Below are 16,478 nucleotides of genomic sequence, written 5' to 3' on the forward strand. Positions count from 1 at the left end.
AGTAACTGAAGAAGGAGTTTGTTATGTCCGAGCGCGTCATCCTGGCGTATTCCGGCGGTCTGGACACCTCGGTGGCGATCAGCTGGATCGGCAAGGAGACTGGTCGCGAGGTGGTTGCGGTCGCCATCGACCTCGGGCAGGGCGGCGAGGACATGAACGTCGTGCGGCAGCGCGCCCTGGATTGTGGTGCCGTGGAGGCGGTGGTGGTCGACGCGCGGGACGAATTCGCCGAGCAGTACTGCCTGCCGGCGATCCAGTCCAACGCCCTCTACATGGACCGTTATCCGCTGGTGTCGGCGTTGAGCCGGCCGTTGATCGTCAAGCACCTGGTGACCGCCGCCCGCGAGCACGGTGGCGGCATCGTGGCGCACGGCTGCACCGGTAAGGGCAACGACCAGGTGCGCTTCGAGGTCGGGTTCGCCTCGCTGGCACCCGATCTGGAGGTTCTCGCCCCGGTCCGCGACTACGCGTGGACCCGGGAGAAGGCGATCGCCTTCGCCGAGGAGAACGCCATCCCGATCAACGTCTCCAAACGCTCACCGTTCTCCATCGACCAGAACGTGTGGGGCCGGGCGGTGGAGACCGGTTTCCTCGAACACCTCTGGAACGCGCCGACCAAGGACGTCTACGACTACACCGAGGATCCGACCGTCAACTGGAGCAGCCCGGACGAGGTGGTCGTCGGGTTCGACAAGGGTGTGCCGGTGTCCATAGACGGGCGCGCGGTGTCGGTCCTGGAGGCCATCGAGGAACTCAACCGCCGCGGGGGAGCGCAGGGAGTCGGCCGGCTCGACGTGGTGGAAGACCGGCTCGTCGGGATCAAGAGCCGCGAGATCTACGAGGCCCCGGGTGCCATGGTGCTGATCACCGCCCACACCGAACTCGAACACGTCACGCTGGAGCGCGAACTCGGCCGGTTCAAGCGCAACACCGATCAGAAGTGGGGCGAACTGGTATACGACGGCCTGTGGTATTCGCCGCTGAAGACCGCGCTGGAGTCGTTCGTCGCCCACACCCAGGAGCATGTCTCCGGTGAGATCCGGCTGGTGCTGCACGGCGGGCACATCGCGGTGAACGGGCGCCGCAGCGCGGAATCCCTCTACGACTTCAACCTGGCCACCTACGACGAGGGTGACACCTTCGACCAGTCCTCGGCCAAGGGCTTCGTGCACGTGCACGGATTGTCGTCGAGTCTGTCCGCCCGCCGGGACCTGGCCCAGTGACCGCGAGCGCGCGTGTTTGCACGGCAACACGCCGCAGACTGCGTACAAAACTGCACGCTCGGGCGGCATTGAGGACGTGCTCATGAGCACCAACGAGGGCTCACTCTGGGGTGGCCGGTTCGCCGACGGCCCCTCGGATGCTCTTGCCGCACTGAGCAAGTCGACACACTTCGACTGGGTGTTGGCCCCGTACGACGTCGTGGCGTCCAAAGCGCATGCCCGGGTGCTGTTCCGGGCCGGGCTGCTCACCGAGGAGCAACGCGATGCGCTGCTGCTCGGGTTGGACAGCCTGGGGTCTGATGTCGCGGACGGCAGCTTCGGCCCCCTGGTCAGCGACGAGGACGTGCACGGGGCGCTGGAGCGCGGGCTCATCGACCGGGTCGGCGCGGAGCTCGGCGGCAGGCTGCGTGCCGGCCGTTCGCGAAACGATCAGGTAGCCACGCTGTTTCGGCTCTGGCTTCGCGACGCGATCCGGCGGGTGGCCGACGGCGTGCTCGAGGTGGTGTCGGCGCTGGCGACGCAGGCCGCCGCACATCCGACGGCGATCCTGCCCGGCAAGACCCATCTGCAGTCCGCCCAGCCGATCCTGCTGGCCCATCACCTGCTGGCGCACGCCCACCCGCTGCTGCGCGACGTCGACAGGTTCGTCGACTTCGACAAGCGCGCCGCAGTGTCGCCCTACGGGTCCGGCGCTCTGGCCGGCTCCTCACTGGGCCTGGATCCCGACGCGATCGCCGAGGAACTCGGTTTCGACACCGCCGCGGAGAACTCCGTCGACGCCACCGCCTCGCGCGACTTCGCCGCCGAGGCGGCGTTCGTGCTGACCATGATCGGCGTCGACCTGTCCCGGCTGGCCGAGGACATCATCCTCTGGAGCACCACGGAATTCGGCTACGTGACGCTGCACGATGCGTGGTCGACGGGCAGCTCGATCATGCCGCAGAAGAAGAACCCCGACATCGCCGAGCTGGCCCGCGGCAAGTCGGGCCGGTTGATCGGCAACCTGACCGGGCTACTGGCCACGCTCAAGGCCCAGCCGCTGGCCTACAACCGCGATCTGCAAGAGGACAAGGAACCGTTGTTCGACTCGGTGGCGCAGCTGGAGATGCTGCTGCCCGCCATGGCCGGTCTGGTGGCCACCCTGCGCTTCGACACCGATCGGATGGTCGAACTGGCCCCGCAGGGTTACACCCTGGCCACCGACGTCGCCGAATGGCTGGTACGGCGCGGAGTCCCGTTCCGGGTGGCGCACGAAGCCGCAGGTGCCGCCGTGCGGGCCGCTGAGACCCGCGGCGTCGGCCTGGAGGAACTCGCCGACACCGAGCTGGCCGGCATCCATCACGAGCTGACCCCCGATGTCCGCGAGGTCCTCACGGTCGAGGGCTCGGTGAACTCCCGCGACGCCCACGGGGGCACCGCACCCGTCCAGGTCGCCAAGCAACTCGGCGCGGTGCGTGACGCCGCCGACAGGTTGCGGATCAGGCTTCGGCGATAGCGGACGTCACACGTCCTCGGCTGCGGCCAGCCAGTCCTCTTCCAGCGAATCCTTGCGCGCGAGCAACTCGTTGAGCTCGGCGTTGAGTTCGCCGGCGCGGACGTGGTCGGCGGCCGCGTCGGCCATCGAGTCGTGCAGCGACGCGATCCGGTCGTCGAGCTTGGCCAGCTGGTTCTCGATCCGCGCCATCTCCTTGCCCAGCCGGCGATCCCGCGCTGCCGCGGTCTCACCGCGTGCCGGCGCTGGTTTCGAGGACGTCGGGTTGTCGGCCGCGGCTCGGTCGGCGAGGTACTGCTCGATGCCGCCCGGCAACAGGTCGCAGCGCCCCCCGCCGGTCAGCGCGTACGTCACGTCGCTGACCCGTTCCAGGAAGTACCGGTCATGGGTGACGACGATCAACGTGCCCGGCCAGCCGTCCAGGTAGTCCTCGATGACGGTGAGGGTGTCGATGTCCAGGTCGTTGGTGGGTTCGTCGAGCAGCAGCACGTTGGGTTCGTCGAGCAACAAGCGCAGGAACTGCAGCCGGCGGCGCTCACCGCCGGACAATTCGGCGATGCGGGCGATCAGCTTGTCACCGACGAAGCCGAAATCCTTCAGCAGCGTGTCCGCGCTGATCTCCCGGCCGCCGGCCAGTTCGGCGATGCGGCGGTGATCGGCGACGGCGTCGATCACTCGCTGTCCGCCGTCGATCTCACCCAGCGCCTGGCTGAGATAGCCGATCCGCAGCGTCAGGCCCCGCTTGACGGTTCCGGCGGTCGGCGCCATCTCGCCGGCGAGAAGTCGCAGCACCGACGTCTTCCCGCTGCCGTTGACGCCCACCAGTCCGATGCGCGCCCCCGGTCCGATCGACCAGTCGATGCCGTCGAGCAGGGTGCGCGGTGGGTCACCCACCTCGAGGCGGACCCGGTGCAGGTCGAACACGTCTTTGCCAAGCCCGGCCGTGGCAAAGCGCTGCAGCACCAGCGAGTCCCGCGGCGGCGGTTCGTTGGCGATCAGCTCGTTGGCCGCCTGGATGCGGAACTTCGGCTTCGAGGTCCGTGCCGGCGGTCCCCGCCGCAACCACGCCAACTCCTTGCGCATCAGGTTCTGGCGCCGGGCCTCGGTGCCGGCCGCCACCCGCATGCGCTCGGAACGAGCCAGCACGTAGGCGGCGTATCCGCCGTCGTAGGCGTCGACGACGCCGTCGTGGACCTCCCAGGTTTTGCTGCACACCGCGTCGAGGAACCAGCGGTCGTGGCTGACCACGATCAGCGCCCGGGACGGCTGGGATCGCAGGTGACCGGCCAGCCAGCCGATCACCTCGACGTCGAGATGGTTGGTGGGCTCGTCGAGAATCAGCACGTCGTGGCCGGCCAGTAGCACTTCCGCCAGCGCCACGCGGCGTCGCTCACCGCCGGAGAGGCCGGCCACCTCGGCGTCGAGGGCGATCTCGGCCAGCAGGTTCTCGACAACAGCGCGGGTGTCCGCGTCGGCCGCCCAGACGTGATCGGGGCGGCCACCTGCAACCACCCCCCGCACGGTGGCGCCCGCGGGAAAGTCGTCGGCCTGGCGCAGGTAGCCGACCGACAGACCGGAGGTGTGGGTGACCCGGCCCGAGTCGGGATCGCCGACACCGGTCAGCACTTTGAGCAGCGTGGTCTTGCCGTCGCCGTTTCGGCCGACCACACCGATCGCGTCACCCTCCTCGACGCCCAGGCTGACTGCGTCGAGCAATGTGCGGGTGCCGTAGCCGACCGTGGCCCGTTCGAGGTTGATCAGGTTTGCCATCAGCCGCCGATGATATGCGGCACCGACACATTGCTTTGCACTTGCGGTTGCGGAGCGTTAACCCACAGTTCGGAATACTCATCTAGACATCTAGATGCCAGCCGAAACGGCCAATAGATGGGATACCGATGTCTGCACGCCGCGTGATCGCAAGTGCCATGGCCCTGCTGACCGCTGCGGCGGTAGGGGCGGGTTGCAGCAGTGGTGACACCGCGCAACCCGACCAGCCGCCCACGTTACGACTCGCGGTCACCGATCTGCAGGGCCTCGAGGAACTGCAGCGCGAGTTCGGGGCCTTCGAGGAAGAGTTCGAGAAGCAGTCCGGGATGGAGCTGGACTTCTTCGCGGTCAACGACCGCACCGCCGCCGCGGCCGCGCTGGCCGCCGACCGTGTCGATGTGGTTTTCACCGGCCCGGCCGAGTACGTCGTCATCCACGAGAAGACCGGCGCCGAACCGATCATCGCGATCGAACGGGACGGCTACCGGTCCAGCATCTACACGCGCGCCGACAGCGGCATCACGAGTCTGGACCAGTTGCGGGGCGGCACGATCGCGATGAGTGACGTGGGATCCACCAGCGGCCACCTCGGCCCGTCACAGATACTCGTCGACGCCGGCTTGGACCCCACCACCGAACTCGAGGTCCTCACTGTCGGCGATGCCGTGCACCAATCGCTTGTGCGTGGTGACGTCGATGCCGTCGGCGTCGGCTACCACGACTACGAGGAGTTCATGGCGTCCGAGGAGGATCCCACCCAGTACCGGGTGCTGGCCGAGGGGCCGGTGCTGCCACCCGACCTGCTGATGGCGCGTGAAGGTCTCGACGAGGAGACGGTTTCCACCATCCGGGACACCTTCACCGAACATTTCGACACCCTGTTGCCCGCCATGCTGGAAGGCAAGGACAACGCGAAATACGAGAACGCCAAGCTGGTTTCGGTGACTGATGCGGACTACGACGAAGTACGTTCGATGTACCAGGCTGTCGGTGTCAACGACTTCTCCGACTTTCTCGGCGACTGAGATGGCAGCTCCAGCCGGAGTCTCTGCCGACGCAGCCAGCTCCCGCAGTCGCTCGGAGGCGACCACTGCGATCGACGTCACCAACCTCACGGTTCGCTACCGGCGCAACTCCGCCGCCGCGCTGTCAGGGGTCGACCTGCGCGTGCCCGACGGCCAGACCGTTGCGCTCATCGGGACGAACGGTGCCGGGAAATCCACGTTGCTGCGCTGTCTCGTCAGGCTCATCGAGCCGGCAGAGGGCACCATAACCATCACCGGAAGGCCGGTCACCGGCGCCTCCCGGCGGGCGCTGCGCAGCATTCGTCAAGATGTCGGGTTCGTGTTCCAGCGGTTTCAGCTCATCCCGCGTCTGAGTGTCTTCCACAATGTGGTGCACGGTGCGATGGGACGCCGCAGCTCCCGGTGTGCCTGGCCGCTGACCAGCCCCGACGATGTCCGTAGTGAGGCCATGGAGTCACTGCGCCGGGTAGGGCTCGACGGCTACGCCGATCGCCGGGCCGAAACCCTCAGCGGGGGACAGCAGCAGCGGGTGGCCATCGCCCGCATGCTGATGCAGCGCCCGCAGTTGATCCTTGCCGACGAACCGGTGGCCAGCCTGGATCCAGTTTCGGCGAAGTCCGTCCTGGACTTGTTGGCATCGGTGGCGGCCGAACGGGGTGTCACCGTGGTGATGGCGTTGCACCAAGTCCAGTTGGCCCTCGAATACGCCGACCGAGTGGTGGGATTGCACGACGGCGTAATGGAGTTCGACAACGCTGCGGCCGATTGTGATGCAGCACAGCTGGATGCCGTCTACCGGGCGGCGCCACGGTGACCAAGACCGCCGGGACGCTGCGGGCCGGTGTGCCGCGGCGAGTCGGCCGGCCCAGCCTGATGACCCTGGTCATCCTGCTGGTGGTCGGCGGGCTGTTGGCCCACGGCTGGACCCAGGGCGTTGCGGTCCGTCCCGATTCCCTGATCTCCGGTGTGCTGCGACTGGGGGAGTTCGGCGATGATGCGATCCCCCCCGACGTGAGTCGCCTCGCACCCATCCTGAAGTCGCTGCTCGTGACCGTCGAAATGGCCCTGCTGGGGACCTTCATCGGGGTCGTTCTCAGCCTGCCTGTGGCCGTGTTCGCGGCACGGAACACGACCCCGCACTGGTCGTTTTACGCAGTGAGCCGAGCGGTGGTGACGGTGAGCCGGACCATTCCCGACCTCGTCTGGGGCCTGATCTTCGTGATCGCCGTCGGGTTGGGACCAGAGGCGGGCGTGCTGGCCATCGCGGTCGACGTGATGGGATTCTGTGGACGGTTCTTCGCCGAGAGCATCGAGGACATCGAGCCGGGTCGTATCGAGGGGCTCCGGGCAGTGGGGGCGTCCCGTTTCGGGATCCTGGTGGGCGGCGTGTTCCCGGCATGCCTGCCCTCGTTCGTCACGACGTCGATGTTCGCGCTGGAGTCTTCGGCACGCTCGTCGGTGGTGCTCGGACTGGTGGGAGCAGGGGGCATCGGCATCGAGCTGGCCACCTCGATGACTCTGCTGCGGTACGACGAGGCGGCCACCATCATCCTGTCGATCCTGGTGGTTGTTGTTGCATTCGAACGGGTTTCGGCTGCCATTCGGCGGCGCGTCCTGGGTGGAGTAGAGGTGTAGATGAGTAGTCTCACAGAAGTGATAAACCGGTTCTCCGACCGTCCTGTCTACCGGCAACTCAGTGATCTGCTGGAGGCTCGACTGGTCGAGCAAGGGCGTCCTGGCGACCGCCTGCCGAGCGAGTCGGAGTTGTCGCAGCAGTTCGACGTCAACCGTCTGACAGTTCGACGGGCGCTCAATGAACTCAGCCAACGTGGGCTGATCGAAACAGTGCACGGCAGGGGGTCGTTCGTCGCCACGCCACTGGTTCGGTACAGCATCTCGGCCGGCCGCGACGCCAGCCTCACTCGAACGATGCGAGAACTCGGCCACGACGTCGCCATCCGGCTGCTGTCGGCAGACAGGGTCGGTTCCCAGGCTCTGCAAACCGCATTGAGCTCCACGGGTGACGTGTGGGTGTTCAGGACCCTGAGAATGGTCGACGGTCAACCGTGGTCGTACTCAGAGACTTCCATCGACGTAGAACGTTTCCCTGGCTTGGCCCAGGACTGGACCGGGGAGACCTCACTGTTCGAATTCCTGCTCGACACCCATGGGGTACGAATGCGCCGCGCGCACCGCAGTTTCGCTGCAGGGCTTGCTGATCCGGTCGAGGCCGAACTTCTCCAGATCCGGGTCGGCGCTCCGGTACTGGAGATGAAGGGTCTCAACATCGATCAGAACGGTGACCCGGTCGCCCTCGTCGCGCACCGTTTCCGGGGAGATCGGGTTCAGCTGACCGTGGATCTGCCATGACGCCCGAACAGCGATACGAGGCGCTCGCAGCCGCCGACGCCCGGGCACTCGAGGCGCTCGCCGATCGCATCCTCGCCGCCGGGGTCCAGGTGTCGGTGGCCGACGGTCCGGAGTCGGTGAGCGCTCCGGTGCGAGTCTGCATGCCCGGGTCTCAGGGCAACACCGTGGTTCTCGGCCATGTTGCGCTGACCCGCTGCAGCGTGGTGGTGAATGGGACCCGGGGCGACGGCATCCGTCCCGGCTGCGACTTCCCCGGAGCGGTGGCCGCCGCGGTATGCGACGCCGAGAGTGAACGGGGTGGCGCACTGACGACCGACGTCACCGAACTGTGCATGGCCACCCGTCGTGAGGTAGCCGACCGCCGGAGCGAATGGGCCGATCTGGTCGCGATGACCAGGCTGGACGTTCCGTGAGCTGGGACACGGTCCATGACGCCCGCACGGTCTTCCTGGCATGTATGCAGGCATTGTGTTCACCTGGCACTGCCGTAGCCATCCCGGGTACCCCCGGACTCGCCGGGGATACCGGCCTCGACGGTGCCGCAGCCATCCTCCTGGCGCTGCTGGATGAAGGTCTGACACTGGGGGTTTCAGGATCAGCGGCAGCACATCGCACGGCTGCGAGAGTGTGCGAGCTCACCGGGGCCACCCGCACGGACATCGATCGAGCGGACTGGGTACTCGTCGAGGGCCCCGCAGCCGAGGCGATCGCGCTTGCCCCGCGCGGAACCGCGTTCGCCCCGCAGGCCGGTGCCACGATCGTGATCGCCGCGGCGGGAGAGCCGCTGCCGATGTCGGTCGTCGGTCCTGGAGTGCAGGGCGTCGCCCGAACGGCGGTGGCACTCGACGCCCTGGCCGCACGGGCGTTCACCGCGGCGAACGCTGACTCACCGTGTGGCGTCGATCTTCTCGTGGTCAACGGCAGCCAAGTCACCGGCCTGCCTCGAAGTGTGAGGGTGAGGACCGACTGATGTACGCCAGCATGCAGGAGAATCCCGCCCTCGACGCAGCGCGCCGTCTCGCCCGCCGAGCCTCTCTGCCGACGGGCGATGGACTGAACATCACCCTTCTCGAAGAGCAGGTGTGCGCGGAGGCAGGACTTTGGGAAACTGCGGTGGCCCGGCGCGCACTCGGACAATCCCGAGGTGACACCGCCCACGCCGTGTCGATGCTACGAGTCTGGGCCGCAACCCAACCGCACGTGCCGGCGCTGCCCGTTGATGCGGGGGAAGTCGTGGTGCTCAGACGGCTGAGCTCAGCGTATCCGCAGATATCTGGTGGTCAGTGGCTCGGCTTGGCCCCCGATCTTGTTTCGCGGCAACTACATTGGTCCGACCCCCCGGCTGAGGAGACCCCGGAGCCCGTGGCCGAGCGGACCGCTGAGGTGCCGACGCACGCAGGAACCCCACGCGTCCGAGATCTGATCGAGGCCGCCCGCATGGTGGCAGAACCGGCCGAGGGAGACGGCGACGACCCGGCGCGAACCGTCCTGACTCCGCCGTTGTCCCGAGTGAACCGGATGGCCATGCTGGCGCGCGGCGAGACCGGCGCACTGGTTGCGCTGGCCGCGCTGATTTTGGGACGGCGACAGGAGGCGGTCATGGTCGAGCTGCGGGTAGCAGTCGCGGCTGTCCGGACACCACATCCGCGGACGGGACGACCGTGCCTGATCGCCGAGGTTCCGATCACCGAGGTCGAGGTCGTCGTCGATGCCGATGTCGACGGCAGGCCCGGACTCGCCATGGGTTGGGGCGCGACACTGGGAACCGTGGAACGACGGGCGATCTCGCTGGCTCTGCTCGATGCCGCGATGCGAGCGGACGGTGAGCTGGACGAGGTGTTGCCCCTGGACGAGCAGACCGTCGTGGCGGCCGCGGACGGCCCAGCCACCGCAGGCTTCGTAGAACACGTCCGGCTGCCGCACTATGCCACTTTTGCGGCATACATCTCAGGTGTGACGGGGTGACGACGTGACTCGCGATTTCCCACCAAGCGTTGCGGGCCTTGCGGCTGCGCACGGGCGGCCGGAGGCTTATGCCTATCTCGATGAGGGCACCAAACGCAATGTGCGCCGGGCCATCCTGAAGGCGCTCGCGATTCCTGGCTGGCAGGTCCCGTTCGCGTCCCGCGAGATGCCGGTGGCGCGGGGCTGGGGCAGCGGCGGGCTGCAGGTGACGCTTTCGGTGGTCGGACCGACCGATGTCGTTAAGGTCATCGACCAGGGCGACGACCACTCGATGAATGCGGTCGGGATGCGCCATCTGATCAGTACCACCGCACAGTGCGCGGAAACCACCAGCACCTCGGCGGCGACCATCATCCAGAGTCGTCACCGCATTCCCGAACTGCCCCTGCGCGGCGACCAGCTACTGGTGCTGCAGGTACCGCACCCCGAACCGCTACGCCGGGTGGTTGCCGACGACATCACCGCACTGCGTCACCATTCCGAGCGCGACTACACCCCCGCCTGGCTTGATCTCTACGATGCCCAAGCCCGGCTCGGCGGTCCCCGTACGGCCGCGGATCACCCGGTGCTGGTGGCGGGGTCACAGCTGATGAGTCCCAGCCCGGTGCCACGTCACGACGTGCTGCGGATGAACCACCGTCCACACCCCATCCTCCTGGGCGCAGGTCGCCGAGCCCGGCTCACGGCGCTACCGCCCTACACCTCGGTGGAGCCGTTGGCGTTCGCCGACATCCCGATCGAGCCGGAAGCTGCCGGTGGACCATGCGGCCGCTGCGGCAGTGTGGAGACGTTCCGTGTTCCCGGCGAATCTGGCTGGTGCTGCAGTGATGTGGATGGCTGCGAGGCGCGCAGGTCGGCGTGCGGCCGATGACCTCACACGCCGTCGAGACCCAGCCGCAGATGCGCCCGCTACTGCCGCCCGAACCGCTCGTTTCCGTCCGTGCTGTCACGCGTCGCTTCGGCAGCGGGTGTCTACGTTGCGTAGAACTCACCGGGGAGGTCTCCGGCACCAACGTCTGCCGTGAGTGCGGTTCCGTGGTGGCCGTCCACGACGCGTCGTTCGATGTGGGCCCGCGCGAGGTCCTCGGCGTCGTCGGCGAATCCGGATCCGGCAAGACCACGCTGCTGAGGTGCCTTCACCGCGATGTGGTCCCCGAGACGGGGACGATACTGGTCGCTGGGCAGCCGGCCGACCGCTCCACGGTGATGATGGTGCACCAGAATGCGCTCGCTGCAGGGTTGCATCCACACCTGGCGGCGGAGTCGAACGTCGCCGACCGGCTCCTGGGAAATGGTGAGCGCCACTTTGACGAGGTTCGCCGGCGGGTGGGCGGGCTACTCAACGAACTCGGATTGCATTCCGGCCGGCACACCGATGCACTGCGAACGTTCTCCGGCGGAATGCAACAGCGCGTTCAACTCGCGCGCGCCCTGGTCGACCCGCCGCAGTTGTTGCTTCTCGACGAACCCACGACGGGGTTGGACCCCTCGGTGCAGGCGGATCTGCTCGACGTGTTCCAGCGGGTCACCGAGGCGCTCACCTCCGCCACCGTCGTGGTGTCACATGATCTCGCGGCGGTCCGGGTCCTGGCTTCGCGCATCCTCGTCCTACACCACGGACGCATTGTCGAAGAGGGCATCTCCGAACAGGTGTTGGAAGACCCGCAGCACCCCTACACGCAGCTACTCGTGTCATCGAGGCTGACATGACGCCGACAGCCGACGTGCCCGAGGTCGTCGCACACGGGGTGACGAAGCGCTTCGGGTCGGCTCATCAGGTGCTCGGCGGCATCGAGTTGACGGCGCTCGCGGGCACCATGACGGTCGTGCTGGGTGCGCCCGGCGCCGGCAAGTCGACGCTCATTCGATGCTTGGCCGGTGTGTACCTCCCAGATGCCGGCGGGGTGACCTATCGCGTCGGCTCCGAGGCGGTCGACCTCGCCAAAGCGGACGCCCGAACCGTGGCCTCGATGCGAGCGCACCACATCGCGTCGTTCGACGAACTGATGGCTGCGGCGCCGCGTTTGCCTGCCGCGGAAGCGGCCGCCCGTGCCGCGCGGTCTGATCGCGCGGCGACCATCGGGACGTTCACCCGATTTCGAGTGGACGACCTGGCGTCGGTGCCCATCGGACGACTCAGACCCGCGGACCGACTCACTGTCGCGCTGATGGCGACGTTGAGTACCGACCGGCCGTTCGTGCTCCTCGACTCACCGGAGAGGTTCGCAGACCCAAAGGTGTTGACGGGCTGGCTGCGATGCCTCACCGACCGCGGAGTCGCTGTCGTAGCGACAGGCACGCCGGACAGCACGCTCGCCGCGGCCGCCTCGGCCGTCGGCCAACTATCGGAAGGAAGAATCGAATGGCACAGACGGTGATCGACGGGGTGACACTCGTTCCCGGCGGCGGCAGACCGGTGATTCCCCATGCCGCGGTGGTGCTCGACGCCGATGGCGTGGTCGTCGAGATCGGCGAAGCCGGCACGCCCGGCGACCTTCTGCTGGTGCCCGGCGCTGTCGACCTGCATCTGGACAACCTCGTTCAGCGCCGCCGGCCGCGGGCCACGGTGTCGCTGGATCACGAGGCGGTCATCTCGGTGCTCGACGCCGAGTGTGCCGCTGCAGGCATTGCGACCGTGTGCATCGCAGCCAGGTGCGAAGACTCGCCCCGCAAGGGCATCTCCATCGACGATGCGGCCGTTCTTGCCGCCGTGCTGGAATCACTCGGGCCGGTCCTCTGCTGTGACTGGCGGATTCATGCCCGCGTGGAACTCACCGATGACGCCGGCGTCGAGTCGCTGGAGACGGTGTTGTCGAAATCCTCTCGAGTGTCCCTGATCTCGATGATCGAAACATCGGCGCAGCGAAGCAGATTCGGGTCCCTGGCCGAGACCCGCGCGTTCTACGCCCAGGACTGGGGGATATCCGAAACTGAAGTGGAGGACGTGTTCAACGTCGACCCGGCGGCGCTGTCGCTGACCGCTGAACGCCGTGCGGCGGTGGCCTCGCTGGCCACCGAGCGAGGTATCGCGTTGGCCAGTCACGACGACCGGACCCCGGAACACGTCCAGCAGGCTTTCGACCTCGGTGCCCGCGTGGCGGAGTTCCCGCTGACGATGGAAGCGGCGCGACATGCACATGAACTGGCAATGCACGTCGTCCTGGGTGCGCCCAACGCGATCCGTGGCCGGTCGACTTCGTCGGGCAACATTCTGGCCGGTGCTGCTGTCGCCGCCGGCGTCTGCGACGTGCTGTGCTCTGACTACCTGCCGTCATCGCTGCAGACCGCACCCCATGTGCTGGCCGATCAGGGAGACGCGCCATTGGCTACGGCCATCGATCTGATCTCCGGGAATCCGGCAGCGGTTCTGGGGTTGGCGCCGGTAGCGATCGAGGTCGGCCGTCCTTTGACCGCATCACTGCGGCAGTTCCAGCCCGGCCGCGGTGATGCCACCTCGCACGTCGGCGTGGCTTTGTGGCGTGCGGGCAGATTGGTGTTCGGCCGCGATTCCCACCAGTTCGGGATCGCCTTGACCACCGCCTAGCGGGCGCTGACCCACCCCGCCGATCGCGGCGGACCGTGATCACCGCTGTGTCATGATGACCTCGGCAACGGTGGTGTTGGAATCCGTGGGAGGGAAGTTCGGCGTGGTGGACCTCTCGGCGATCACCGGGCCTGTGGGGCGTCTTGTGGCCACCGCGCAGAACGGTCTCGAGGTACTGCGCTACGGCGGGCTGGAGACCGGCGCGGTTCCGTCGCCATTCCAGATCATCGAGAGCGTCCCGATGTACCGGTTGCGGCGCTACTTCCCGCCCGACAGCCGTCCGGGTGCCAAGCCCGCCGGACCTCCGGTGCTGATGGTGCACCCGATGATGATGTCGGCCGACATGTGGGACGTCACCCGCGACGAGGGCGCGGTCGGGATCCTGCACAAGGCCGGGGTCGACCCGTGGGTCATCGACTTCGGCTCGCCGGACAAGATCGAGGGCGGTATGCAGCGCAACCTCGCCGACCACGTCGTGGCGCTCAGCGAGGCCATCGACACGATCAAGCTGGTGACCGGCCGCGACGTCCACCTTGCCGGCTATTCGCAGGGCGGGATGTTCGCCTATCAGACCGCCGCCTACCGCAGGTCCAAGGACCTGGCCAGCATCATCGGATTCGGCTCGCCCGTCGACACCCTCGCCGCGTTGCCGATGAACCTGCCCGCGAGCCTCGCACCGGCCGCCGCGGACTTCATGGCCGATCACGTCTTCAGCCGCATCGACATCCCCGGCTGGCTGGCGCGCACCGGGTTCCAGATGCTCGACCCGATCAAGACCGCCCAGTCGCGGCTGGACTTCCTGCGTCAGCTGCACGACAGGGAAGCCCTGCTGCCGCGCGAGCAGCAGCGCCGCTTCCTGGCATCCGAAGGATGGATCGCCTGGTCGGGTCCGGCCATCTCCGAACTGCTCAAGCAGTTCATCGCCCACAACCGGATGATGACCGGCGGCTTCTCCATCCACGGTGACCTGGTGACGTTGTCCGACATCGATTGTCCGGTGCTCGCGGTCATCGGAGAGGTCGACGACATCGGCCAACCGGCTTCGGTGCGCGGCATCAAACGGGCCGCCCCGCAGGCCGACGTGTACGAATTCCTGATTCGTGCAGGCCATTTCGGCCTGGTAGTCGGTTCGAAGGCGGCGACCCAGACCTGGCCCGCCGTCGCCGCGTGGGTGCGTTGGCTCGACGGCGGCGGCGAGATGCCCGAGGGTGTGTCGCCGATGCCGCTGCAGCCGGCGGAGAACACCGAGAGCGGCGTGTCGTTGACCTCACGGGTGGCGCACAGCACCGCCGCCGCCACCGAGATGGCGTTCAGTCTGGCCCGCTCGGCGGCCGGTGCACTGGTTGCCGCGAACAAATCGGCACGCACGCTCGCCGTGGAGACCGCTCGCACGTTGCCCCGGCTGGCGCGACTGGGTCAGGTCAACGATCACACCAGGATCTCGTTGGGCCGCATCATGTCCGAGCAGGCGCGGGACGCACCCCAGGGGGAGGCGCTGCTGTTCGACGGCCGGGTGCACACCTATGAGGCGGTCGACCGGCGGATCAACAACGTCGTGCGGGGCCTGATCGGGGTGGGGGTACGGCAGGGCGCCCGCGTCGGTGTGTTGATGGAGACCCGGCCCAGCGCGCTGGTGGCCATCGCGGCCCTGTCTCGGCTGGGCGCGGTCGCGGTGCTGATGCCGCCAGACGCCGATCTGGCGACGGCGGCCCGCCTCGGGGCGGTCTCGGAGATCATCACCGACCCGAGCAACCTCGACGCCGCACGGGCTCTGCACATGCGCGTGCTGGTGCTGGGCGGCGGTGAAGCCCGGGACCTGCACCTCGCTGACGACGCCGACGTCGTGGACATGGAGAAGATCGACCCGGACCAGGTGGACCTGCCGGGCTGGTATCGACCCAACCCGGGCCTGGCGCGCGACCTGGCGTTCATCGGGTTCAGCACCATCAGCGGTGAACTGATCGCCCGCCAGATCACCAACTACCGGTGGGCGCTGTCGGCGTTCGGCACCGCCTCGGCCGCCAACCTCGGCCGCAGCGACACCGTCTACTGCCTCACGCCGCTGCACCACCAGTCGGGGCTGCTGGTCAGCCTCGGGGGTGCGGTCGTCGGTGGCGCCCGTGTCGCGTTGTCGCGCGGTCCGTGCCCGGAACGGTTCCTGCAGGAGATCCGTCAGTACGGCGTGACCGTGGTGTCATACACCTGGGCAATGCTGCGGGAGGTCATCGACGATCCGGCGTTCTCTCTGACCGGCTCCCATTCGGTCCGGCTGTTCATCGGGTCCGGAATGCCCGCGGGCCTGTGGAAGCGCGTGGTGGAGGTGTTCGGCCCCGCACAGGTCGTCGAGTTCTTCGCTACCACCGACGGCCAGGCCGTGCTGGCCAACGTCGCTGGCGCCAAGATCGGCAGCAAAGGCCGGCCGCTGCCCGGCGGCGGCGAGATCGCGCTGGCCGCCTACGACCCCGAGGACAACCTGATCCTCGAAGACGACCGGGGGTTCGTCCGACTGGCCGAAACCGACGAGGTCGGCGTTCTGCTGGCGCACCCCCGCGGCCCGGTCGATCCGCTGGCCTCGGTCAAACGGGGGGTGTTCGCGCCTGCCGACACCTGGGTGTCCACCGAGTATCTGTTCCGCCGTGACGAGGACGGGGACTACTGGCTCGTCGACAACCGTGACGCGGTCATCCACACCGCTCGCGGACCGGTGTTCGCCGCGACGGTCAACGACGCGGTCGGTCGGCTCGGTTCGGTCGACATGGCCGTCACCTACGGTGTCGACGCCGGTGAGCTGCTCGCGGTGACGGCGCTTGCGCTGCGGCCCGGTGGCAGTGTGCCCTCGGCAGACCTGTCAGAGGCGCTGGCCGAACTGCCGGTGGGCGAGGCACCGGACATCGTGCACGTGGCCCCGGAGATGACGCTGTCGGCGACGTACCGTCCGCTGGCCGGCCCGCTGCGACAGCAGGGCATCCCGAAGGCCTCGCGTAACGCCTGGTACCGCGACCCCGATACCCATCGGTACAAGCGGTTGACCGCTGCGGTGCGAAGCGAGATCGTCGGCAGTCAGGAGTGATGCCCGGCGGCGGTCGCAC

15 protein-coding genes are annotated in these 16,478 nt (G+C 67.8%); 14 read left to right on the forward strand and 1 reads right to left on the reverse strand.

The window, feature by feature from the left end:
• Nucleotides 1-23 precede the first annotated feature (23 nt).
• Nucleotides 24-1,223 carry an argininosuccinate synthase gene (locus tag G6N53_RS18315; protein ID WP_163890729.1) on the forward strand — a complete coding sequence of 400 codons (1,200 nt, stop codon included), beginning with the start codon at nucleotides 24-26 and terminating at the stop codon, nucleotides 1,221-1,223.
• Between the two features lie 82 nt (nucleotides 1,224-1,305).
• Nucleotides 1,306-2,718 carry an argininosuccinate lyase gene (argH, locus tag G6N53_RS18320; RefSeq protein WP_163890731.1) on the forward strand — a complete coding sequence of 471 codons (1,413 nt, stop codon included), beginning with the start codon at nucleotides 1,306-1,308 and terminating at the stop codon, nucleotides 2,716-2,718.
• A gap of 6 nt (nucleotides 2,719-2,724) precedes the next feature.
• Here argH and G6N53_RS18325 read toward each other — a convergent pair whose 3' ends face one another.
• A complete protein-coding gene (locus tag G6N53_RS18325) occupies nucleotides 2,725-4,485 on the reverse strand; it encodes an ABC-F family ATP-binding cassette domain-containing protein (protein ID WP_163890733.1) in 1,761 nt (586 codons plus the stop codon).
• A 128-nt stretch (nucleotides 4,486-4,613) separates the two neighbouring features.
• Here G6N53_RS18325 and phnD point away from each other — a divergent pair, with 128 nt between their 5' ends.
• Genes phnD through G6N53_RS18385 form a run of 12 tightly spaced genes read left to right on the forward strand, consistent with a single transcriptional unit; the run spans nucleotide 4,614 to nucleotide 16,459 of the window.
• Entirely contained in the window at nucleotides 4,614-5,510 is an 897-nt protein-coding gene (gene phnD, locus G6N53_RS18330) for a phosphate/phosphite/phosphonate ABC transporter substrate-binding protein (protein ID WP_163890736.1), read from the forward strand.
• A 1-nt stretch (nucleotide 5,511) separates the two neighbouring features.
• Nucleotides 5,512-6,324 carry a phosphonate ABC transporter ATP-binding protein gene (locus tag G6N53_RS18335; RefSeq protein ID WP_163890738.1) on the forward strand — a complete coding sequence of 271 codons (813 nt, stop codon included), beginning with the start codon at nucleotides 5,512-5,514 and terminating at the stop codon, nucleotides 6,322-6,324.
• Nucleotides 6,321-7,145: a phosphonate ABC transporter, permease protein PhnE gene (gene phnE, locus G6N53_RS18340; RefSeq protein WP_237166567.1), complete on the forward strand. Its 825-nt coding sequence runs from the start codon at nucleotides 6,321-6,323 to the stop codon at nucleotides 7,143-7,145. The genes G6N53_RS18335 and phnE overlap by 4 nt, the downstream gene beginning before the upstream one ends.
• Entirely contained in the window at nucleotides 7,146-7,880 is a 735-nt protein-coding gene (locus G6N53_RS18345; protein ID WP_163890740.1) for a GntR family transcriptional regulator, read from the forward strand.
• On the forward strand, nucleotides 7,877-8,293 hold the full coding sequence (locus G6N53_RS18350; RefSeq protein ID WP_163890742.1) for a phosphonate C-P lyase system protein PhnG: 417 nt from the start codon (nucleotides 7,877-7,879) through the stop codon (nucleotides 8,291-8,293). Before G6N53_RS18345 ends, G6N53_RS18350 begins: the two co-directional genes overlap by 4 nt.
• A complete protein-coding gene (locus tag G6N53_RS18355; RefSeq protein WP_163890744.1) occupies nucleotides 8,290-8,850 on the forward strand; it encodes a phosphonate C-P lyase system protein PhnH in 561 nt (186 codons plus the stop codon). Before G6N53_RS18350 ends, G6N53_RS18355 begins: the two co-directional genes overlap by 4 nt.
• On the forward strand, nucleotides 8,850-9,845 hold the full coding sequence (locus G6N53_RS18360; protein ID WP_163890746.1) for a carbon-phosphorus lyase complex subunit PhnI: 996 nt from the start codon (nucleotides 8,850-8,852) through the stop codon (nucleotides 9,843-9,845). The genes G6N53_RS18355 and G6N53_RS18360 overlap by 1 nt, the downstream gene beginning before the upstream one ends.
• A gap of 4 nt (nucleotides 9,846-9,849) precedes the next feature.
• A complete protein-coding gene (locus tag G6N53_RS18365) occupies nucleotides 9,850-10,716 on the forward strand; it encodes an alpha-D-ribose 1-methylphosphonate 5-phosphate C-P-lyase PhnJ (RefSeq protein WP_163890748.1) in 867 nt (288 codons plus the stop codon).
• Nucleotides 10,713-11,555 carry an ATP-binding cassette domain-containing protein gene (locus G6N53_RS18370; RefSeq protein ID WP_163890750.1) on the forward strand — a complete coding sequence of 281 codons (843 nt, stop codon included), beginning with the start codon at nucleotides 10,713-10,715 and terminating at the stop codon, nucleotides 11,553-11,555. The genes G6N53_RS18365 and G6N53_RS18370 overlap by 4 nt, the downstream gene beginning before the upstream one ends.
• On the forward strand, nucleotides 11,552-12,223 hold the full coding sequence (locus G6N53_RS18375; RefSeq protein ID WP_163890752.1) for an ATP-binding cassette domain-containing protein: 672 nt from the start codon (nucleotides 11,552-11,554) through the stop codon (nucleotides 12,221-12,223). Before G6N53_RS18370 ends, G6N53_RS18375 begins: the two co-directional genes overlap by 4 nt.
• Nucleotides 12,208-13,389 carry an alpha-D-ribose 1-methylphosphonate 5-triphosphate diphosphatase gene (locus tag G6N53_RS18380; RefSeq protein ID WP_163890754.1) on the forward strand — a complete coding sequence of 394 codons (1,182 nt, stop codon included), beginning with the start codon at nucleotides 12,208-12,210 and terminating at the stop codon, nucleotides 13,387-13,389. The genes G6N53_RS18375 and G6N53_RS18380 overlap by 16 nt, the downstream gene beginning before the upstream one ends.
• 52 nt (nucleotides 13,390-13,441) lie before the next feature.
• Nucleotides 13,442-16,459 carry an acyl-CoA synthetase gene (locus G6N53_RS18385; RefSeq protein ID WP_237166568.1) on the forward strand — a complete coding sequence of 1,006 codons (3,018 nt, stop codon included), beginning with the start codon at nucleotides 13,442-13,444 and terminating at the stop codon, nucleotides 16,457-16,459.
• Nucleotides 16,460-16,478: the final 19 nt, after the last annotated feature.

The sequence above is a fragment of the Mycolicibacterium hippocampi genome, from assembly GCF_010723735.1.
In the GTDB taxonomy this organism is placed as follows: Bacteria; Actinomycetota; Actinomycetes; order Mycobacteriales; family Mycobacteriaceae; genus Mycobacterium; species Mycobacterium hippocampi.